Source organism: Silvimonas iriomotensis, assembly GCF_014645535.1.
GTDB classification, from domain to species: Bacteria; Pseudomonadota; Gammaproteobacteria; order Burkholderiales; family Chitinibacteraceae; genus Silvimonas; species Silvimonas iriomotensis.
Genome location: NZ_BMLX01000001.1, coordinates 1,239,589 through 1,261,044, shown reverse-complemented (window position 1 = coordinate 1,261,044; position 21,456 = coordinate 1,239,589). Strand labels below are relative to the sequence as shown.

At 59.7% G+C, this 21,456-nt stretch carries 17 protein-coding genes; 15 read left to right on the top strand and 2 right to left on the bottom strand.

Annotated features, from left to right (window positions below):
• Window positions 1-58 precede the first annotated feature (58 nt).
• Both IEX57_RS05570 and IEX57_RS05565 read left to right on the top strand, forming a co-directional pair.
• Complete coding sequence (locus IEX57_RS05570) at window positions 59-2,473, top strand: EAL domain-containing protein (RefSeq protein WP_188703143.1); 2,415 nt, start codon at window positions 59-61, stop codon at window positions 2,471-2,473.
• Between the two features lie 194 nt (window positions 2,474-2,667).
• Window positions 2,668-4,995 carry an extracellular solute-binding protein gene (locus IEX57_RS05565; RefSeq protein ID WP_188703142.1) on the top strand — a complete coding sequence of 776 codons (2,328 nt, stop codon included), beginning with the start codon at window positions 2,668-2,670 and terminating at the stop codon, window positions 4,993-4,995.
• Window positions 4,996-5,105: 110 nt separating this feature from the next.
• On the opposite strand, the gene guaB is transcribed toward IEX57_RS05565, so the two are convergent.
• Window positions 5,106-6,572, bottom strand: coding sequence for an IMP dehydrogenase (guaB, locus tag IEX57_RS05560; protein ID WP_188703140.1), 1,467 nt, complete (start codon window positions 6,570-6,572; stop codon window positions 5,106-5,108).
• Window positions 6,573-6,845: 273 nt separating this feature from the next.
• Between guaB and IEX57_RS05555 the strand changes: the two genes are divergently transcribed.
• The 3 genes from IEX57_RS05555 to IEX57_RS05545 all read left to right on the top strand — a co-directional run bounded on the left by IEX57_RS05555 (window position 6,846) and on the right by IEX57_RS05545 (window position 10,497).
• Window positions 6,846-8,012, top strand: coding sequence for a patatin-like phospholipase family protein (locus IEX57_RS05555; RefSeq protein WP_188703139.1), 1,167 nt, complete (start codon window positions 6,846-6,848; stop codon window positions 8,010-8,012).
• Window positions 8,013-8,252: 240 nt separating this feature from the next.
• Entirely contained in the window at window positions 8,253-9,200 is a 948-nt protein-coding gene (locus IEX57_RS05550) for a hydrogen peroxide-inducible genes activator (protein ID WP_188703137.1), read from the top strand.
• Window positions 9,201-9,345: 145 nt separating this feature from the next.
• Window positions 9,346-10,497, top strand: coding sequence for an NAD(P)/FAD-dependent oxidoreductase (locus IEX57_RS05545; RefSeq protein ID WP_188703135.1), 1,152 nt, complete (start codon window positions 9,346-9,348; stop codon window positions 10,495-10,497).
• A 149-nt stretch (window positions 10,498-10,646) separates the two neighbouring features.
• Here IEX57_RS05545 and IEX57_RS21290 read toward each other — a convergent pair whose 3' ends face one another.
• Window positions 10,647-11,414: an SPOR domain-containing protein gene (locus IEX57_RS21290; protein ID WP_188703133.1), complete on the bottom strand. Its 768-nt coding sequence runs from the start codon at window positions 11,412-11,414 to the stop codon at window positions 10,647-10,649.
• Between the two features lie 164 nt (window positions 11,415-11,578).
• Here IEX57_RS21290 and ndk point away from each other — a divergent pair, with 164 nt between their 5' ends.
• The 10 genes from ndk (at window position 11,579) to hfq (ending at window position 21,322) form a co-directional block, all read left to right on the top strand.
• Entirely contained in the window at window positions 11,579-12,004 is a 426-nt protein-coding gene (gene ndk / locus IEX57_RS05535) for a nucleoside-diphosphate kinase (protein WP_188703131.1), read from the top strand.
• A 26-nt stretch (window positions 12,005-12,030) separates the two neighbouring features.
• Window positions 12,031-13,155: a dual-specificity RNA methyltransferase RlmN gene (rlmN, locus tag IEX57_RS05530; RefSeq protein WP_188703129.1), complete on the top strand. Its 1,125-nt coding sequence runs from the start codon at window positions 12,031-12,033 to the stop codon at window positions 13,153-13,155.
• Window positions 13,156-13,218: 63 nt separating this feature from the next.
• Window positions 13,219-13,947, top strand: a complete 729-nt coding sequence (gene pilW / locus IEX57_RS05525; protein WP_188703127.1) for a type IV pilus biogenesis/stability protein PilW — start codon at window positions 13,219-13,221, stop codon at window positions 13,945-13,947.
• A 64-nt stretch (window positions 13,948-14,011) separates the two neighbouring features.
• On the top strand, window positions 14,012-14,917 hold the full coding sequence (locus tag IEX57_RS05520) for a RodZ domain-containing protein (protein WP_188703126.1): 906 nt from the start codon (window positions 14,012-14,014) through the stop codon (window positions 14,915-14,917).
• Between the two features lie 57 nt (window positions 14,918-14,974).
• Window positions 14,975-16,255: a flavodoxin-dependent (E)-4-hydroxy-3-methylbut-2-enyl-diphosphate synthase gene (gene ispG / locus IEX57_RS05515; protein ID WP_188703124.1), complete on the top strand. Its 1,281-nt coding sequence runs from the start codon at window positions 14,975-14,977 to the stop codon at window positions 16,253-16,255.
• Window positions 16,256-16,313: 58 nt separating this feature from the next.
• Window positions 16,314-17,600 carry a histidine--tRNA ligase gene (hisS, locus tag IEX57_RS05510; RefSeq protein WP_188703122.1) on the top strand — a complete coding sequence of 429 codons (1,287 nt, stop codon included), beginning with the start codon at window positions 16,314-16,316 and terminating at the stop codon, window positions 17,598-17,600.
• 89 nt (window positions 17,601-17,689) lie between these two features.
• Window positions 17,690-18,325 carry a YfgM family protein gene (locus IEX57_RS05505; RefSeq protein WP_188703120.1) on the top strand — a complete coding sequence of 212 codons (636 nt, stop codon included), beginning with the start codon at window positions 17,690-17,692 and terminating at the stop codon, window positions 18,323-18,325.
• Window position 18,326: 1 nt separating this feature from the next.
• Window positions 18,327-19,469 (top strand): outer membrane protein assembly factor BamB, encoded by a 1,143-nt coding sequence (gene bamB / locus IEX57_RS05500; protein ID WP_188703118.1) that lies wholly within the window; start codon window positions 18,327-18,329, stop codon window positions 19,467-19,469.
• 5 nt (window positions 19,470-19,474) lie between these two features.
• The gene (der, locus tag IEX57_RS05495) at window positions 19,475-20,911 is read left to right on the top strand and encodes a ribosome biogenesis GTPase Der (RefSeq protein ID WP_188703116.1); all 1,437 of its coding nucleotides are present in this window, start codon (window positions 19,475-19,477) and stop codon (window positions 20,909-20,911) included.
• A 144-nt stretch (window positions 20,912-21,055) separates the two neighbouring features.
• The gene (gene hfq / locus IEX57_RS05490; protein ID WP_184098342.1) at window positions 21,056-21,322 is read left to right on the top strand and encodes an RNA chaperone Hfq; all 267 of its coding nucleotides are present in this window, start codon (window positions 21,056-21,058) and stop codon (window positions 21,320-21,322) included.
• Window positions 21,323-21,456: the final 134 nt, after the last annotated feature.

The window sequence follows — 21,456 nt, the reverse complement described above, 5'->3', positions numbered from 1 at the left end:
GGGCGTCGTTAATGCTCCGCAACAGTCATTGGACTCTCAGAACGAAGCCCCAATAGAGATGCAACAACTGCTCGCGCGGCTGCGCGTTTTTTCCCGGGAAAACCGGCTTGCCTTGCGTCTGGTTCTGGCCGTCATGGTCACCAGCGTTCTGGTGGCCGCGTCGCTGGCCTTTTTCCTGGCCCGTCAGGAATATCAACGCAGCCTGACCCAGATTCGCACCGACCTGGAAACACTGTCGCGCAGTGTGCGTCCGCAGCTGGCCGTCAACCTGTGGCTGGTGAACACCGAGGCCGTGCGCACGCAACTTAACTCCTTGCTGCAAACCAAGGTGGTGGGTTACGCCGAGCTGGTCGAAACCGATGGTTCGCGTTACCAGGCCGGCGAGTTGCCCTCTGACCAGCGCTCTGTGGTTAGCATGACTTTCCCGGTGGAGTACCTGCATCCGCTCACCAACAAGTCTGTGCGGCTGGGTCAGTTGACCCTTGTGAACACGCTCGACGGGCTTGAATCTGAAATCACCGATCAACTCAAACGTATCTTGCTGTTGCTGGTCACCGGCATGGGTGCGGCGGCGCTGGCGTTTATCTGGTTGTATCACCGGCTGATTGCCCGTCATCTGCGCTATATCGCTGATTACACAAGACATTTCAATTACGAGCGTTTGTCCGCGCCGCTGGTGCTGGCACGTCCGCCCGGCACGGCAGATGAACTGCAAACGCTGACCGACGCCTTTAATGCCATGCGTCGCAACCTGCTGCAGGGCCTGAACGAACGTGATTCCGCCCAGCATGAATTGCTGCGCGAAAAAGAACTGGCCGAGGCCACGCTCAGTTCGGTAGCGGACGCCATTGTGACAACGACGGCGGATGGCAAGGTCAAATTGCTGAACCCGGCAGCGGAAACCCTCACTGGCTGGCCGTTTGCCGAGGCCTCTGGCCGCCCGATTACCGATATCGTCATGACGGTCGATGAAGCCAGCGGCACGCGGTTGTCGCGTTTGCTGGCAGAAGCGCTGGAGGGCGGCCACACCGCCACCCGCGAAGTGGCTACGCTCGTGAACCGCTTGGGGCAGCGCTATCGTGTCGAGATGGCGATTGCCGCGGTGCCGGATGAACACGGCATTGGTCTTGTCGTGGCGCTGCACGATATCAGCGAGGCTGAAGCGCTGACCGAGCGCCTGGCTTATCAGGCCACGCATGATGAACTGACCGGCCTGACCAACCGCCGCGGCTTTATGGGCGCACTGGTGCAAGCCAGCGAAATCGTGCGCGAAACCGCCAAGCCGTGCGTGTTGATGCAACTGGATCTGGATCAGTTCAAGCTGGTGAACGATACCTGCGGTCACCTGGCGGGTGACGAATTGCTGCGGCAACTGGCGCGCCAGTTGCTCGAAATTGTGCCAGTCGGCGTGCAGGTAGGGCGCCTGGGTGGGGATGAGTTCGGCTTTTTGATGCATGACGCCTCGACTGAACAGGCCCAGCAACTGGCCGACCGTATCCTGCAGGCGCTGGAGCAATACCGCTTTGTCTGGCAAGACCGTCCGTTTACCGTTACCGGCAGTATGGGTCTGGTGCTGATGGATACCGAGGCGCGCAACCTGCAGGAAGTGATCAGCCGCGCCGACGTGGCCTGTTTTGCCGCCAAGGAAGCCGGCCGTAACCGCTTGTCCTGGTATCGCGGCGGCGAAGTTAACCTGGAGCAGCGCCACAACGAATTGCAACTGCTGGCCACCTTGCGTCAGGCCGCTGAACTGAACTGGTTCCAGTTGTACTTCCAGCCCATCGTGTCATCGGTGGATGCGGATGAACTGCATTACGAAGTGCTGCTGCGCCTTGTGGGTGAAAACGGCAAGGTGATCTCGCCGGGGGCGTTTATCCCTGCGGCTGAGCGTTATGACCTGATGGCTACCATCGACCGCTGGGTAGTCTCGCACGCGATCAGCTATCTGGCCGCACAAGAACGCCAGGGGCGTCCGGTGCCGATGCTGTCGGTCAACCTGTCGGGCAAATCACTGAACCGCCAGACACTGGCCTTTGTGCTGGAGCGGCTGGATGAATCCGGCGTACCGCCGGAAAACCTGTGTTTCGAGATTACCGAAACCAGCGCAATCGCCAATATCAAGGAATCCACGCTGTTCATTGAGGCCCTGCGCACGCGCGGCTGCCGCTTTGCGCTGGATGACTTTGGTAGCGGGTTCTCGTCGTTTACCTATCTGAAAACGCTGCCGGTGCATTACCTCAAGATCGACGGCAGCCTGGTGCGCGACATTGTGGACGATCACGTCAGTCTGCAAATGGTGATTGCGGTGAACCACATTGCCCACGCCATGGGTCGCCAGACCATTGCCGAGTACGTTGAATCGGCCGAGATCGCGGACAAGCTGCGCGAGATTGGCGTCGATTATTTGCAGGGATACCACATCGGCATTCCATCACCGAATATGGTGCTGGAGCCCGCCAGATATAGCGCCTGAGGGAACGTAAGTAATCTTCCCGATTGGTGAAAAAACCCGTCCGCCGCACAGTGTGCCGGGCGGGTTTGTTTTATGTAGAGGGTGGCGCGGGGGCGCGTTGCCGTCGGCATGAGCAGCAGTACCCGGTTCAAGAAATAAACAGATACACAGATACACAGAAACAATAAAGCTATAAGCGGTTTGGGGAGGTACATATGACAATGCGCATGCGCTTGCTGCTGCCGGTACTGGTAGTGGCTTTGCTTGGGTTTGGGGTTACGCTGGGTTATGTCCTGTTCGGGCAGAATCTGGCGCTGGACGCCGTGGCTTATACGCTGGCACTGGCCAGCCTGATTGCACTGGCCGTGGCCGCCTGGCTGGCGGCTGGATTCGCACTGCGGCCGCTGGATGCGTTGCAGCGCGGCTTGCACGACATGGGCGGCAGCGCCGGTTTGTCGGTGCGCTTTGCCGAAGAAGGCGAGTTGGGCTCGCTCGGGCGCCCGCTTAACCAGTTTGTCGGCACGCAGCAATCCGTGCTGCGCGAAATCCAGCGCGAGATGGAAGCGTTGGCACTGAGCCTGCACGAACTGACGGCCGTCACCACGCAGATTTCCAACGATACCCGCATGCAATCGGACCACGCCTCGGCCTCTGCCGCGACCGTGGGCCAGATCACGCAGAGCATTTCCAGCATTGCGTCACGCGCGCGTGATGTGGATGTCGCGGTGCTTGATACCCAGTCGATTTCCAGCGAGAGCGCGCAAGCGGTCATGGGCGTGTCCTCCGAGGTGGGCGAGGTGGCGACCGCCATTCAGTCCTTGGGTACGGCCATGGACAACCTGAGCCAGCGTGCGCGCGAGATCAGCGGCATTGTGGTGGTGATCAAGGAAATTGCGGACCAGACCAATCTGCTGGCTCTGAATGCGGCCATTGAAGCGGCACGCGCCGGCGAGCAAGGCCGCGGCTTTGCAGTGGTGGCAGATGAAGTGCGCAAACTGGCCGAGCGCAGTTCTTCGGCCACGGTTGATATCGCGCGCCGGATTGAACTCGTCAACGCCGAGACCAATGCCGTGCTGGCCGATATGAACCGGACCTCCAGTGGTGTGGCACAAAGTGTCGACAAGGCCGAACACGCGCGCAAACACATGCTGACCATTTCTGGCCGCATGGATGAAGTCGCCCAGGTGGTACGGCAGATTGCCGACGCCACCGCAGAGCAATCGTCTGCGACCGAATCCATGGCCCGTTCGACCGAACGCGTCAGCGGCATGACACGCGCTACCGATTCTGCGCTGCATCAGGCGCGCCAGACTCTGCAAAGTGTGGATGAGCGCGCCAAGACGCTGCTCGGTGCCGTTGGCAAGTTCCATCTGGCTGACGTGGAAGTGCTGCACTGGTGGCTGTCGCGCAGTGAAGCCCGTGCCGTGTTCGAGCTGAAAACCCGTCTGAACGCCCAGGGTCACCACTGGATGGATACCCGTACCAGTGGCGGCGATCCGATGGCCACGCTCAACTCGCGCGTGCAATCGGGTAACGCGCCGACTGCGGCGGCAAACCGCATTATCAATATCGGTAAATGGTCGAGAATGGGCGTGCTGGCCGATCTGAACGAGATCGCCCAGCGTCAGCGCTGGTCCAGTGTGCTGCCGGCCGTGCTGGACAAAATGATTCAGGTGGATGGCAAATACGTAGCGGTGCCGCTGGGTGCCGCGCGGGTCAACACCTTGTGGGTGAACTTGCCGCTGATGCGCAAAGTAGGTGGTCAGCAACCGCGCAACTGGGATGAATTCTTTGCCCTGTGCGAGACGCTGAAGGCCGCCGGCATTACGCCGCTGGCCGTGGGCGAGCAAGACTGGCAGATTGCCACCATGCTTGAAACGGTGATTCTGGCCGAAGGCGCCGAGTTCCATCGCAGCTGCTTTGTGAAGCTGGACGCCACCGCGCTGGGCGGCGCCACCATGGCGCGGGCGCTGGAGCGTTTCCGTCGTCTCAAGCCGTATTGCACTGAAGACGCCGCAGGTCGTGACTGGAACCTGGCGACGGTGGACGTCATCAACGGGCGTGCCGCCATGCAGATCATGGGCGACTGGGCCAAGCCTGAATTCATGCAGGCCGGGCAAGCCCAGGGCAAAGACTATATGGGCTGGGCTGCGCCGGCCGCCGCGGGCGAGTTCTCTTTTGCGTGTGACTCACTGATCATGTTCAAGCAAAAAGAGGGCGCCATGCACGATGCCCAGCGCGATCTGGTGGAAATGCTGATGAGCCAGGAAGGTCAGGAAGCGTTCAACTTCTTCAAGGGTAACGTCCCGGCACGCTCGGATACGCCGATGAGCCGTTACGATGGTTATTCGCAAGAGACGGCGCGTTCGTTCGCGCAAGCGGCCAACGCCAACGTGCTGGTCCCGTCGTGGGCGCATAGCCAGTGTCTGCCGGAAGAAGTGCGCTCGGGTATTTTCGAAGCCACCATGAAGTTCTGGCGCAATGGCAACATGAGTGCGGCCGAAGCCGCGCGCATGATGGCCGAGGCCGCCCGGCGCGTTTGATCAGCCAGGTAGTGCGGTGAATGCAATTGCCTTGCCATTCACCGCAATTACCGGCCCCAATAAAAAAGCCCTGCATATGCAGGGCTTTTTCATGGAACCACCAGTGCGGATTACTCCACGCGGTAGTTCGGGGCTTCCTTGGTGATCTGCACGTCATGCACGTGAGATTCGCGGATACCTGCAGAAGTGATCTGCACGAATTCGGCTTTCTCATGCATTTGCGCGATGGTGGCGCAGCCCAGGTAGCCCATGGAAGAACGCAGACCGCCCACCAGCTGGTGAACAATCGCAGTCACCGGGCCCTTGTACGGGACGCGGCCTTCAATGCCTTCCGGTACCAGCTTGTCGGCGTTGGCTGTGTTTTCTTCCTGGAAGTAACGATCGCTGGAGCCTTGCTGCATGGCGCCCAGAGAACCCATGCCACGGTAGCTCTTGTAAGAACGGCCCTGGTACAGTTCGACTTCACCCGGCGCTTCTTCGGTACCGGCCAGCAAGCCACCCAGCATGACGGTGTGGGCACCGGCAGCAATGGCCTTGGCGATATCGCCAGAGAAGCGGATGCCACCGTCAGCAATCAGCGGCACGCCGGTGCCTGCCAGTGCATCGGCCACATTGGCCACGGCGGAGATTTGCGGCACGCCAACACCCGCCACGATACGCGTGGTGCAGATGGAGCCCGGGCCGATACCGACCTTGACCGCATCAGCGCCAGCATCCACAAGGGCGCGGGCGGCAGCAGCGGTGGCGATGTTGCCGCCAATCACTTGTACGTTCGGGAAATTGCGCTTGACCCAGTTCACGCGGTTCAGCACGCCAGCGCTGTGGCCGTGTGCGGTATCCACCACGATGACGTCCACGCCGGCTTCAGCCAGCAGGGCAACGCGTTCTTCGGTGCCGTCACCGGTACCGACCGCAGCGCCAACGCGCAGACGGCCCAGTTCATCCTTGGAGGCCAGCGGGTGTTCGCTGGTCTTGATGATGTCCTTGACGGTAATCAGGCCGCGCAGCTGGAAGCCTTCGTTCACCACCAGCACACGTTCCAGCTTGTGGTCGTGCATCAGGTGACGGGCTTCGTCGATCGAGGTGCCTTCACGCACAACAATCAGCTTGTCTTTTTGCGTCATCACGCTGGAGACGGGCACATCAAGGCGGGTTTCAAAACGCAGGTCACGGTTGGTGATGATGCCGACCAGCTGGCCTTTGGCATCAATAACCGGGAAACCGGAAATACGGTGCTGACGGGAGAGGTTCAAGACATCGCGAACCAGCATCTCGGGCGAGACGACCAGCGGGTCTTTCACCACGCCGGATTCATGACGTTTGACTTTGGAGACTTCAGCGGCCTGCAGCTTGCCAGACATGTTCTTGTGAACGATACCAATGCCGCCTTCCTGGGCGATGGCAATCGCCAGTGGGGCTTCGGTCACGGTATCCATCGCTGCGGAGATCAGCGGCAGGTTAAGCCGGATGTCACGAGTGAATTGGGTACCAAGGCTGACATCGCGGGGCAGGACGTCAGAGTGGGCCGGGACGAGCAGAACGTCGTCGAAGGTCAGTGCTTGTTGCACGATGCGCATTTGCGAATCCTTTCACGCCAAAAGTCGATTATACCGGGTTTGGCACGGTAAGACTATGCCGACGTAATCACGTTTTGCCGGGGAGCGTGTTGCAATTTGTACAAACCAGGCCGGTTTTACGCCGGCAAAGTCGCGGCGGGGCGAGTGGCGCGGCAATATGTAAAGTAATAGACAAAGAGATAAAGCGGTGCGTGGCGTCGCCCGGCAAGACGGTGACGAACGCAACCGGCGCATGCGGCTACAGACCGCAAATCCACAAGAAGGGAGGGCGGCATGGCACATGCCGAAGCGACACTGCATCAGGATGACAAGGGCCCGTGCGCGCTGATTTTGTCTGGCGGCGGGGCGCGTGCGGCGTATCAGGTGGGTGTGCTGCTGGCGGTGGCGCGCATCTGGCGGCACGGTGAAGCCAACCCGTTTCCGATTATCTGTGGTGCCTCAGCGGGCGCCATCAATGCCGCCGGGCTGGCGTCCCGCGCCAGTGATTTTCAGTCTTCGGTGCGGCATCTGGCCAGATCATGGCTATTGCTCTCGCCAGAGCGGGTGTACCGGGCCAGCGTGCCGGCACTGCTCAAAAGTGCCGGGCATTGGGTGATCTCTGTGCTGGCCGGTGGTCTGGGCGAGCGTAATCCCAAATCCTTGCTGGATAACGCACCCCTGCGCGATCTGCTCAGTGAACTGGTCGATTTCGAAGGCATTGGCCGCGCGGTGGATGATGGCTCGCTGCTGGCCTTATCGATTACCGCCTCCGGTTATACCTCGGGCCAGTCAGTCAGTTTCTATCAGGGTGCCCCGACACTGCCGGATACCTGGCAGCGTGCCTCACGCATTGGCTTGCGGGCAGAGATCTCGGTGGATCACTTGATGGCGTCCAGTGCGATTCCGCTGGTGTTTCCCGCCGCGCGCATCAATCGCGAGTATTTTGGCGATGGTTCCGTGCGCCAGATCGCCCCGTTAAGCCCGGCGATCCATCTGGGCGCCAGCAAATTGCTGGTGATCGGTGTGGCACCGCACGCCGAGCCGCCCGGGCGGGAGAAAGTCAACGAATACCCCTCGCTGGCCCAGGTGGCCGGACATCTGCTTAATAGTGTGTTTCTTGATTCGCTGGAGGCAGATCTGGAGCGTGTTCAGCGCGTCAACAACACCATCTCTTTGCTCAGTGAAGAAGTCCGCGCCGCGCACCGTACCGCCTTGCGCCCGCTACAGGTGCTGACCATTGCGCCGTCACGCCCGCTGGAGCGGCTGGTGATGCCGCACCGTAAACGCTTTCCGCCTGGTTTGCGTTTCTTGCTGGGCGGCCTGGGCGCGTTCCGTCGCCAGGGGTCGGTGCTGTCCAGTTATCTGCTATTTCATGGTGATTACGTGCGCCAGCTGGTGAAGCTGGGTTACCGCGATGCCATGAAACGCCGCAAGGAACTGGAGTGTTTTCTGGCTGACTGAGTCTGCACGTCCGGACTGCTTGTCATCAACATAATCTTTGCTGATAGAATGTTGATTGATAAAATCAATCGGTTAGATCAACCAGATACCGCTTACCGCAACGCCAGACTGGCGCGACGGGCAGGGTAAATTTGTGCCGATTGACTGGACATTCCCGGCTGCTTGCCGCCGTATCAACAGGGCCGACCTGGCTCTGGTCGCAGTGGCGTGGCTTATTCGTGCATGGCAAGGAGGGCGCAAGTGACCCTGACAGAATTACGTTATATCGTGGCCGTGGCGCGTGAACGCCATTTTGGCCGTGCTGCCAATAGCTGTTTTGTCTCGCAGCCGACCTTGTCGGTGGCGGTGAAAAAGCTGGAAGACGAACTGGGCGTGACGCTGTTTGAGCGCGCGGCCGGTGAAGTCACGCTGACGCCGATTGGTGAGCGCGTGGTCGAACAAGCCCAGCGCGTGCTGGAAGAAGTGCAGGTGGTCAAGCAACTGGCCGAGCAAGGTAAAGACCCGCTGGCGGGCGCTTTGCGGCTGGGCATTATTTATACGATCAGTCCGTATTTGCTGCCGCATTTGATCCCGCACCTGCGTGAGGCGGCGCCGCAAATGCAGATTCTGCTGGAAGAAAACTACACCGGCCGTCTTGCCGAAATGCTCAAGCAGGGCGAGATCGATGTGGCCATTCTGGCCGAGCCGTTTCATGAGCCGGGCATTGCCACCCAGCCGGTTTATGACGAGCCGTTTGTGGTTGCCACGCCCAAAGGGCATCACTGGGAAAAGCAGAAAGCCATTGATGCCTCCATGCTGGCAGAAGAGAACGTCTTGTTGCTCTCGCCGGGCAACTGTTTCCGTGATCACGTCTTGCAGACCTGCCCGGACCTGAACCGCGAAAGCCTGCCGACCGGCAGCTTGCAGCGCACCTTGCAGGGCTCGTCGCTGACCACGATCCGTCACATGGTGGCGGGCGGGATCGGGGTAACGGTTTTGCCAGCGACATCGGTGACTGCTGCCGATGAATCTTTGCTGAGCATCCGCCCGTTTTCCGAGCCAGTGCCGACGCGCCGGGTGGTGCTGGCCTGGCGCCGCAATTTCCCGCGGCTGGCTGCTGTCGAAGCGGTCCGCAACGCCATGCTGGCCAGTGATTTGCCGGAAGTGACCTTCATTGGCGCGCAAGACGCTGTAGCCGTGGCGGCCTGAGCGTCTGCGGCTTGAATGCATCAAATAACTGCTTGATAACTGATTGATATCTGGCGCGCCCTGACCGGGGCGCGCCTGTTTTCTGTAAACCTGTTTGCAGCGTGATGAGGTCCAGAATGGTCTGATCACGCCGGAGTGATTTTTCATGGCATTGCCCGTAGTCATCGTCGGGGCCGGACTGGCCGGTTACAACCTCGCGCGCGAATTTCGCAAACTTGATGCCGAAGCCGAACTGGTCATCATTGCCGGTGATGGCGCTGATTTTTATTCCAAGCCGATGCTCTCCAACGCGCTGGCTGGCAACAAGACCGTCGCGACGCTGGTCATGAAACCGGCCGAAAAGATGGAAGCAGAACTGAATGCCACTATCTTTGCCCGCACGGAAGTGGTCGGCATTGATCGTGAAAAACAGATGCTGATGCTGTCGGATGGCCAGGTGCAGGCGTATCGCGATCTGGTGCTGGCTGTCGGCGCCGAGCCGGTTCGCCTGCGTCTGGGTGGCGAGGCTGCTGATGAAGTCCTGTCCGTCAATCATATTGATGATTTCGCGCATTTCTCCAGCAAGCTGGAAGGCGTGAAACGGGTGGTGATTCTGGGTGGCGGTTTGATTGGCTGCGAATTTGCCAACGACTTGCTGGCGCGCGGCATTGAACCGGTGGTGGTCGAATCTGCCGCGACGCCGTTGCCGCGCCTGTTGCCGCCCCAGTCGGGCGAGTGGTTTGCCGCCAGATTACAAGCCGCCGGCGTGCGCTTTGTGTTTGGCGCGCTGGCCGGCGCGGTCCATCATGCCGGCAGCGGTTTTGAAGTTGAACTGAGTTCGGGCGAGCGCCTGCAGGCGGACCTGGTGCTGTCGGCCGTGGGTTTGCACCCCAACAACACGCTGGCCGAGGCCGCGGGCCTGCGGGTAGAGCGGGGTACGGTCATCAATCGTCAATTGCAAACCAGTGATGCGCATATTTACGCGCTGGGCGATTGCGCTGAGGTTGAAGGTCTGTTTTTGCCTTTTGTAATGCCGATCATGCATGCAGCGCGCACCTTGGCGCAGGTGCTGGCTGGCAACACGGCCAGCCTGACTTACCCGGCCATGCCGGTGCTGGTCAAAACACCGGCTTGCCCCACGGTGGTGTCATCGCCGGCCGCAGGTGCGCAGGGCGAGTGGCAAGTGAATGTGAGCGAAGAGGGCGTCGATGCCCGCTTTGTGAATGCGCAGGGGCAGTTGCTGGGCTTTGCGCTGTGTGGCGCGGCCACCAAAGAGCGCCAGGCGCTACTGCCGCAGTTGCCGCCAGTCCTGGCCTGATCGGCGGGTGCCACATAAAAAAACGGGCATTTGCCCGTTTTTTTATGTCCAGTGTGTTGCATCCAGTGCACCAGGACCCCATTTCAAGTGTCTGAAAAGCTTTTGAAAAGTGGCTGGTGCAGGATCAGGTTCAGGATTATCGCCAGGCTTTACTGGTTTTCCCGGACAACCGGTTCTATACCCAATTTGCGCAATTTGCGAATAGCCGCTTCAGCATCGGCCTTGTTTTTGAAAGGGCCGATCTGCACCCGGGTTTCCAGCCAGGCAGGTACACCGGCAGATTGCAGCTGGGTCAGCAGTTTGTCGGCGTTGGATGCATGCAGGAACACGCCGGCCTGAATGGTGTAACCGTTGCTGCCGGCGTGGACTTCAAACTTGCCCGGCGCGGCGGGTGTCTCGGCCGTTTTTTCGGGCGGCGGCAGGTTCAGCGCGGGCTCGGCGGCTTTCGGGGTGGGTGCGGGTGTTGCTACAGGCGTCGGTGCCGGCGTGCTGCGGGCTGGCGCAATGGCAGGGGCCGGGGCGGCGCGGCCGGGTGCCTTGATCGGCGCCTGTGTGGTCACGGCTTGCTGGGGCGTGGGTTCCGGCGTTTCGGTGACCGGCGCAGGTGTCGGCGTGGCCGGTTCCGGAGTTGATGCGGCAACGGGTTCCGAGGCGACGGCGCTGGCGGCGACAGGCGCTGACGCAATGGCTGAAGCCACGGCGCTCGCGGGCTGCGTGGCAATGGCGCTGGCCGCTGAGGCGATGCGCGGAACGCTGATTGTGGGTTCGGGTTCGCCGTTCTGGCTATGGTCCAGCAGCCAGATGGCAGCAAGGACGACGATGATGAGGCCGGCAGCGATGCCAAGGCGCCACGCCAGCTGTTGTTTAAGCCGGGATTGCTCGGCTTGATGCAAGATGGGGTCGAGTTGGTCGCTCATCTGCCGCAATGTTGTTGAATTTGTTATAATGTTTGGCTATTTGGCTGAAGAGTGCCGTTTTCAGCCCCCGTTTCAGCAGTGATGCCTTGTTGCAAATGGCATTGCCGCATGAAGTAAACACGTAGAAACAAGTTAAGTCAAATCAACCTGGAGTAGGAAAACAAATGGCTATTGAACGTACCCTCTCGATCGTCAAACCCGATGCTGTTGCCAAGAACGTTGTTGGCAAGATTGTCGATCGCTTCGAGTCCGCCGGCCTGAAAGTCGTTGCTGCCAAGATGAAGCAACTGTCCCGCGCTGAAGCTGAAGGCTTCTACGCTGTGCACGCAGCACGTCCTTTCTTCAAGGATCTGGTTGACTTCATGGTTTCCGGCCCGGTGTTCGTCCAGGTGCTGGAAGGCGAAGGCGCAATCCTGAAGAACCGCGACCTGATGGGCGCAACCGATCCGAAGAAGGCAGACAAGGGCACCATCCGCGCTGACTTCGCTGAATCGATCGATGCAAACGCCGTTCACGGTTCCGATAGCGCTGAAAACGCTGCCATCGAAATCGCTTACTTCTTCCCGGCCAGCGAAGTTTACAGCCGCTAAGGCGTAAACCCGCAGGAGCTATTGGCATGTCGGTTAATTTGCTGGATTACGATGCGGAAGGTCTTGCCGAGCTGATGATCAGCTACGGGGAGAAGCCGTTCCGCGCCAAACAGTTGATGAAGTGGATTCACCAGCACGGTGAGGCTGACTTCAACAACATGACCGATATTGCCAAAGGCTTTCGGGAAAAACTGGCGGCGGGCGCACTGGTGCGCTCGCCCGCCATGCTGGCCGAGCATGTGGCCAGCGACGGCACCACCAAGTGGTTGCTGGACGTGAATGTCGGCAACGGCATCGAGACCGTGTTCATCCCTGAAGATGACCGCGGCACCCTGTGTATTTCGTCGCAAGTGGGTTGCGCGCTGGAGTGCTCGTTCTGTTCAACCGGCGCCCAGGGCTTTAACCGTAACCTCTCTGTGGGCGAGATCATTGGTCAGTTGTGGTGGGCCAACCGCCGTCTGAGCGCCGAACAGGCCCGGGTCGGTGTGCCTGTCAATGAAGATACCCGCATCGTCACCAACGTGGTGATGATGGGCATGGGCGAACCCCTTGCCAACTTTGACAATGTCGTCAAAGCACTCAGATTGATGCTGGACGACAATGCCTATGGCTTGTCGCGTCGGCGCGTCACGCTGTCGACCTCAGGGATCGTGCCGGCCATGGATCGTTTGCGTGATGCGGTGCCGGTGGCGCTCGCCGTCAGTCTGCATGCCTCCAACGATCGTCTGCGCGATGAAATCGTGCCGATCAACAAGAAATACCCGCTGGCCCAGTTGCTGGCCGCCTGTAATCGCTATCTGGAAAAAGCGCCGCGGGACTTCATTACCTTTGAATATGTGATGCTTGCGGGTGTGAACGACCAGCCCGAGCATGCCCGTGAGCTGATTGCGCTGTTGCGTGATACGCCCTGTAAGCTGAATCTCATTCCATTCAATCCCTTCCCGAATTCGGGCTACAACCGTTCCGGCCGTGATGCTATCCTCGCGTTCCGGGATATCCTGATGAACGCAGGCTATATCGTCACCGTCCGCAAAACGCGTGGCGACGATATTGATGCAGCGTGTGGCCAGCTGGCCGGTCAGGTACAGGACAAGACGCGTCGTACAGCCAACCGCAAGGCACAAGAGACGCGCCCGATCCAGTTCAGATAAAAATATCGATACAGGGGAAGTGGAATGATCCGGCGGTACATGGTTTCTTTGATTTGCTTTGCCATGACAAGCCTTGCAGCGCCCTGGGCGCTGGCTGCATCTTCCGGCGACGATATGTCGCAAGCCGACCGCCGCGCACTGCTGCACACGCAGCTGGCGGCGGAATACCTCAAGCGCGCGCAGTACACCGTGGCCGTGCAAGAGATCAAAGAGGCGCTGTCGTCCAATAGCCGCTACGCCCCGGCGTATGGCGTGCTTGGCCTGATCTACGCGGAACTGCACGACGACACCAAAGCCGTTGCCAATTTTCAGCAAGCGCTGAACATTGCCCCGGATGACTCCGATATCAACAACAACTTTGGCTGGTACCTGTGCAATCATTCGCGCCAGGCCGACGGCATCCAGCACTACATGACGGCGGTGAAGAACCCGCTGTACGCCAGCGCTGACAAGACCTATGTGAATGCGGGTCAGTGCGCGGTGAGCATGAAAGACGAGAAAGCCGCCAATACCTATTTCCTGCAAGCACTGCGCCTGCGCCCGGACAACGTCGTTGCCCGCCAGGAACTGGTTGAGCAGGGTCTGCGCACCAAGGATTACGTGCAGTCGCGCCAGTATTACAACGAGTTGCAACACATGGTCCAGCCGAGCGCCGCGCTGACATGGATGGGCCTGCGACTGGAGCACGCGCTGGGCAATACGGACGCCGAAGCCCGTCTGGCCAACCAGCTCAAGTCGCAATACCCTGACTCTGTTGAAACCACCCGTTTGTTGAGCGGTCAGCTCAACTGAAGCCGGACTGGACCTGTATATAACTGGTTATCCGGTCCCAATCTGACCGGTGGAAATATCCGTGATGAGCGAACAAGAACAAACCAACGCGCCAGCATACGGGCCTGGGGCCCGCCTGAAAGCCCAGCGTGAAGCGCTGGGGCTTAGCCTTGATCACGTCGCCGCCCAACTGAAGTTGTCGTCGCGGCAGATCGAATCCATTGAATCGGATCACTTTGACCAGTTGCCGGGCAACACGTTTGCCCGCGGTTTTGTGCGCAATTACGCCAAACTGCTGCAACTGGACCCGGCGCCTTTGCTGGCCCAACTCGAAAGCCTGCTGCCGCGTGAGCGCGTGCAAGTCGCTTTGCCGCATCTGGTAGAAGAGAACAATTCGTTCTCGGTTGGCAATGGCGGTGGCGGCGGTGGTCGCGTGCTGGGTCTGGCCGGTTTCGTGCTGGCGTTTTGCGGCGCGGTAGGGGCCATTTTCTGGTATCTGCAACAGCCACCGTCGCCGGAACTGAACGCGACCCAGGTCGCGTCGGAACCGCAGGCTTCCGAGCCTGAACTGGCGATCGCCAGTGCGCCCGCGGCCTCGGTCGTGGCAGATGCTGCTGCTTCTGCGCCGGTTGTTGTGGCTTCGGCCGTGCAGGCTGCACCTGCGGCCGTGGTGCCGGCCAGTGCGCCGGCCGTAACAGCCCAGGCCGCTACGCCGACGCCGGTGCCCGCATCGGCCGCTCAGGCGGTGATCGGCAATGGCGAATTGCGCATCGTGGCGAACGAAGATACCTGGGTCCAGGTGATTGATGCCAATGGCACGCGCCTTGTCAGTAATATTCTGGTCGCTGGTACCGATCGCAGTCTCGGTGGCGTGCCACCGTACCGTATCAAGATTGGCAATGCGCCAAATACGCGTGTCTGGCTGCGTGGCCAGACCGTGGATCTGACGCAGTACACGAAAACACAAGTCGCAAACTTTGAACTGAAATAATAGTCGTCAGCAGTCATATCCAGTTTCAGTGCGGCAAAGAGATACAGAAGCAAACACATGATCACCGACAACATTCCGCGCCGGGCCACCCGGCAGGTGCGTATCGGCAACGTCTGGGTTGGCAGTGACCACCCGATTGTTGTCCAGTCCATGACCAACACCGATACCGCCGATGCCAAAGCCACCGCGGACCAGATCTATGATCTGTGGCGTGCTGGTTCAGAAATGGTGCGTATCACCGTCAATAGTCCGGAGGCTGCCTCGCAAGTGGCCCGCATCCGCGACATGCTGGCCGCGCGTGATTGCCACGTGCCGATCGTGGGTGACTTTCACTTCAACGGTGATCGTCTGCTGCGTGATTACCCGGACTGCGCCGAAGCGCTGGCCAAGTACCGCATCAACCCGGGCAACGTCGGCAAGGGCTCGAAAAAGGACGAGAAGTTTGCGTTCATGATCGAGAAGGCGGTCGAGTACGACAAGCCGGTCCGGATTGGCGTGAACTGGGGCTCGCTGGACCAGGCGCTGGCAGTGCGGCTGATGGACGAGAACGCAAAGCTCTCAAAACCGCTGCCCGCTGAAGCCGTCATGCGTGAAGCGTTGATCCGCTCTGCGCTGGATTCCGCCGACCAGGCTGTGTCCTGGGGGCTGTCCAAAGACAAGATCATTCTGTCGTGCAAGGTTTCGCACGTACAGGATCTGATCGCGGTTTACCGTGATTTGTCCGGCCGTTGTGATTACCCGCTGCATCTGGGCCTGACCGAAGCCGGCATGGGCTCCAAGGGTATCGTGGCTTCCAGCGCGGCGCTGGCTGTGCTGTTGCAAGAAGGGGTGGGCGATACGGTTCGTATTTCGCTCACACCAGAGCCGGGCGGCGATCGCACCAAAGAAGTGGTGGTGGCGCAAGAACTGCTGCAAACCATGGGTTTGCGCTCGTTCACCCCGCTGGTTACCGCTTGCCCGGGTTGCGGCCGTACGACTTCGACTGTGTTCCAGGAGCTGGCGCAAGGCATTCAGCAATTCCTGCGTGACCAGATGCCGGTCTGGCGCTTGCAGTATCCGGGTGTGGAAGACCTCAAGGTTGCGGTGATGGGCTGTGTGGTGAACGGCCCGGGTGAATCCAAGCTGGCCGACATCGGTATCAGCCTGCCAGGCACGGGTGAAGTCCCGGTCTGCCCGGTTTACGTTGACGGCGAAAAGACCGTGACGCTCAAGGGCGAGCGTGTTACCGAGGAATTCCTCGCCATCGTGCAGGATTACGTCGTCACCCGTTACCAGGAAGGCGGTGCCAAACGACGGGAAACCGCCGCGCCGCGCACGATTCCGCTTAAACAAATCTGACCGCTGCGCGCCGCCCCGAATGGGCGGCGCGTGTCTTTACCCGTACCGGATTGATCAAATGAGTAAAAACATCGAGGGCGTTCGCGGCATGAACGATGCGCTGCCCACCGTGACCAAGGGCGCGCCGATTGCCACACCTGCCTGGCTGTACCTGGAGGCCGTCGCACGCGAATGGCTGAACGCCTATGGCTACAAGCAGATTCGTACCCCGATCGTGGAATCGACCGACCTGTTTGTGCGTGGCGTCGGTGAGCACACGGATATCGTTGAAAAAGAAATGTACTCGTTTGAGGACAAGCTCAATGGCGAGCGCCTGACCCTGCGCCCGGAAGGGACCGCGGGCACCGTGCGCGCGTGTATCGAGCATGGTCTGCTGTATAACCAGACCCAGCGTTTGTGGTACATCGGCCAGATGTATCGTCACGAGCGCCCGCAAAAGGGGCGCTATCGCCAGTTCCATCAGATCGGGGCGGAAGCCTTCGGTTTTGAAGGGCCGGATGTCGATGCCGAGCAGATTGTGATGCTGGCCGACCTGTTCAAGCGCCTTGGTCTGACTGGCCTGACGCTGGAACTCAATACCCTGGGTGAAGCCAGCGAGCGTGCTGCGCACCGCGCCGAGCTGATCAAGTATCTGGAAGGCTTCAAGGCGCAGCTGGATGAAGATGGTCAGCGCCGCTTGTATACCAACCCGCTGCGCGTGCTGGACACCAAGAACCCGGCGCTGCAGGAGATGGCCAACAACGCGCCGCGTTTGCTTGATTTCCTTGGCGAAAAATCCCGTGCCCACTTCGAGACCTTGAAGTCGTTGCTGGATGCCACCGGCGTGGCCTACGTGATCAACCCGCGTCTGGTGCGTGGCCTGGATTATTACAATCTGACCGTGTTTGAGTGGACGACCACTGAACTGGGTACGCAAGCGACCGTTGGCGGTGGTGGTCGCTATGACGGTCTGGTTGAGCAACTGGGCGGCAAACCCTGCCCGGGCGTGGGCTTTGGTCTGGGCATTGAGCGTCTGCTGTTGTTGCTGGAAGCACAAGGGATCGTGCCGCCGGCGCAAGACCCGGATGTCTATCTGGTGCATACGGGTGAAACCACCGGCACGACCGCGTTCAAGCTTGCCAACACCTTGCGCGGTGAAGGTCTGGCGGTAGTCCTGCATTGCGGCGGTGGCAGTTTCAAATCGCAATTCAAGAAGGCAGATGCCTCTGGCGCCCGTTTTGCAGTGGTGCTGGGTGATGAGGAAGTCGCCAACGGTACCGCCAACCTCAAAACGCTCAAAGGCGACGGTGCTGGCGAACAAGTCACATTGCCTTTGGCAGACCTTGCCGCGCAAATTCGGGCATAATCCGAAACCTGATCTCATATGCAGCCTCGCCAGGCGGGGCTGCATTTATCCACATAACAAGCAGCAAGGGGCTGCAACGGGAAATCAGCATGGCTTTTGATTTGCAAGAACAGGAACAGATTGCCGAACTGAAGGCTGCCTGGGAGAGCTGGGGTAAATACATCGCCGGCCTGGTTGTGATTGGTCTTGTTGGCTATCTGGGCTGGACTGGCTGGAACGCATGGGCCGGCAAGCAGGCGCAAGCCGCTGCTGACCAGTACGCCGTATTCCAGTCTGCCTACGCGGCTGATCCCGCCAAGGCCGTGACCCAGGCTGACCAGCTCAAGAAAGACTACCCGGACAGCCCGTACACCACCCGTGCAGCCTTGTTGTCTGCCAAGGGCGCTGCAACTGCCAACGATAGCAAAGGCGCGCAAACCCAGCTTGAATGGGTGGTTGCCCATTCGTCTGAAGCCGCCATGCGCGACGCAGCCCGTCTGAGCCTGGCAGCGGTGGAACTCGACCAGAAACAATACGACGCCGCACTGAAAGCACTGGGTGCCCGCGAGAGCGCCTCTTACACCACGCTGTTTGCAGAAATGCGCGGCGATGTGCTGGCCGCCAAGGGTGATGCCGCCGGCGCCCGGGATGCCTACAAGGATGTGCTGGCCAAACTCAAGCAAGAAAAGAACACACCCAATGCGGTTCTGGTTGAAGTAAAACTCGCTGCTCTCGGAAATTCCTGATATGTCTTTGCAACGTCAGTTTGTTCGTGGTTTGTGCCTCTCCGCTGTGGCTGCGGTGCTGGCAGCTTGTGCCGCACCCAGCAATGCGCCGACACCGTCGCCGCTGCCCAAAGTCAAGAACACCGTCAATGCGGCGGTGGAGTGGCGTGCTTCGGCGGGCAGCAAGGCCGAATTCCTGCGTTTCCTGCCGGCCAGCCTGGGTGATCTTGTTGTTGTTGCCGGCGCACCGGACAACCTGACTGCATACAAACTGGCAGGCGGCGGCGTGCAATGGCGCGTGCGCCTTGAAAAACCCGTGGCCGGTGGTGTTGGTGCCGGTAATGGCATCGTGGCCGTCGGTACGCTCAAGGGTGTGGTTTACGCTTTTGATGCCAATGGCAAACCGCTGTGGAACAGCCAGACCACCAGTGAGATCGTCGCACCGCCGGCCGTGGCCGATGATGTAGTGCTGGTCCGTACCGGTGACGGCAAGATTTCTGCGCTGGCAATCAGCGATGGTTCGGTGAAGTGGCAATACTCGCGCCAGCTGCCGTCGCTGACGCTGCGTAACTACGCACCGTTCACCGTGGCGAACGGCGTGGTCTACGCCGGTCTGCCGGCCGGTCATCTGGCCGCACTGTCGGCAGAAGATGGCCGCGTGCTGTGGGATACCGTGGTATCGCAACCCAAGGGCGCAACCGAAGTCGAGCGTGTGGCTGATATTGTCTCCGCGCCGGTACTGACCGGCGGCTCCGTCTGCACTGCCAGCTATCAAGGCCGCGTAGCCTGCTTTGATCCGCGCAACGGTTCGACCGTCTGGTCGCGTGAAGCATCCAGCTATTCGGGTGTGGCGTTTGACGGCAACAAGGTATTCCTGACCGACGATCAGGGTCACGTGCGTGCTTACGAGCGGGAAACCGGTCGTAGCGTATGGGACCAGGACAAACTGGCTGCGCGCATCGTCAGTGCGCCGGCCGTGGTGGGTGGTTATGTGGCTGTTGCTGATTTTGAAGGCTACGTCCATCTGCTGAATGAAGACGACGGCAGTTTCGTCGCACAACTCGCAACCGACGGTAGCCGCATCGCTGCGGCACCGCAAACCTTCTCTGACCATCTGATTTTGCAGTCCCAAAAGGGCGATGTGTATTCGGTTGGTATAAAGTAAAACGCATGAAGCCAACGATTGCCCTGGTAGGGCGCCCCAATGTGGGCAAATCCACTCTGTTTAACCGGTTGACCAAAACGCGTGATGCGCTGGTCGCCGATATGCCCGGCTTGACCCGTGATCGCCACTACGGTCACGGCAAGGTGGGCGATCGTCCTTACTTTGTCGTCGATACCGGCGGTTTCGAGCCAGTCGTCGATGAAGGCATCCTGCATGAAATGGCCCGCCAGACCTTGCAGGCCGTGGATGAGGCCGATGCGGTGATTTTCATTGTGGATGGCCGTACCGGCATTACCCCGCAAGACAAGATCATTGCCCAGCGTCTGCGTGAAAGCCAGCGCCCGGTGTGGGTTGCCGTCAACAAGGCCGAAGGCATGAGCCGCGGCGTGGTGACGGCCGACTTTTTCGAACTGGGTCTGGATGAGCCCGCCGCTATTTCCGCCTCGCATGGCGAAGGCGTGCGTGACCTCATCAACGAAGTGCTGGAGCGCTTCCCGGTTGATGAAGAATCCGCCGAAGCCGATCACCCCAAATTTGCCGTGATTGGCCGCCCCAACGTGGGTAAATCCACGCTGGTGAACGCCGTGCTGGGTGAAGAGCGCGTCATTGCGTTCGATCAGCCGGGTACCACGCGTGATTCGGTTTATATCGATTTTGAACGCAACGATCGTCACTACACCATTATCGATACCGCCGGCATGCGCCGCCGCGGCAAGATTGATGATGTGATCGAGAAGTTCTCTGTCATCAAGACCATGCAGGCCGTCACCGACGCCAACGTTGCGGTGCTGGTGCTTGATGCCACGCAGGAAGTCTCTGACCAGGATGCCCGTCTGGCCAGCTTTGTGCTGGAAAGCGGCCGTGCGCTGGTCGTGGCCATCAATAAATGGGAAGCCGCTGACGAAGAGCAGCGTGATCGCATCAAGCGCGAGATTGACCGCAAGCTCACGTTCCTTGATTTCGCCAAGTTCCACTACATCTCTGCCTTGCGCGGGCAGGGCGTGGGCGATCTGTTCAAATCCATCGACCAGGCGTATCACGCCGCGATGATCAAGATCGCCACTCCGAAACTGACCCGTGCGCTGCAACTGATGGTGGAGCGTCAGCAACCGCCGCTGTCCGGCAAGATTCGTCCGAAACTGCGTTACGCCCACCAGGGCGGCACCAATCCGCCGGTGGTGATTGTGCACGGCAACGCGCTGGAGCAAATCCCCGCGGTGTACTGGCGTTACCTTGAACGCAGCTTCATGACCATGTTCAAGCTGCAAGGTACACCCTTGCGCGTGCAGTTCAAGAAGGGTGACAACCCGTTCCAGGAAAAACTGGAAGAGCCCAAAAAACAAAGTTTGATGGAGCGCCGCCGCAAGGTGGTGGCAGCCAAGAAGGAAGAGAGTCGCAAGAAGCTGGCGGCTCACAAGGCCAAACGACCGGTCCGGCCGTAGCTCATTTTGTAGTTACGCAATGGTAACTTGCCTATTGGCAGCTAACGGCTTTTGTACTATAAGCGTAAGACAGGTTGTAAAAAGCAAAGCAAATTAGAAGATTTGCGATTCACCACCAACAATAACGCATCGGAGAATTAAAACATGAGTACCAAGGGGCAAATGCTACAAGACCCGTTTCTGAACATCCTGCGTAAAGAACATGTGCCGGTTTACATCTATCTGGTGAATGGCATCAAGCTGCAAGGCCAGATCGAATCGTTCGATCAGTATGTTGTGCTGCTGCGCAACAACGTGACGCAAATGGTGTACAAGCACGCCATTTCCACCGTTGTCCCGTCGCGCCCGGTCAACATCCCGCATGAGCACCCGCAATCGGCTACCGTAGCCGCTGCGACGCCGGAAGCGTAAAGCGCCAGACCGGCAGAAAAAACCCCGGTGGTTTGGGCCCCGGGGTTTTTTTCTGGCCAGGTGCTGCCATATTGCAAAGTACGGCCGCGCTGTTGCAGTGTCTTCAGCGTCTGTTTCTCATCTTCGTTCCAGTT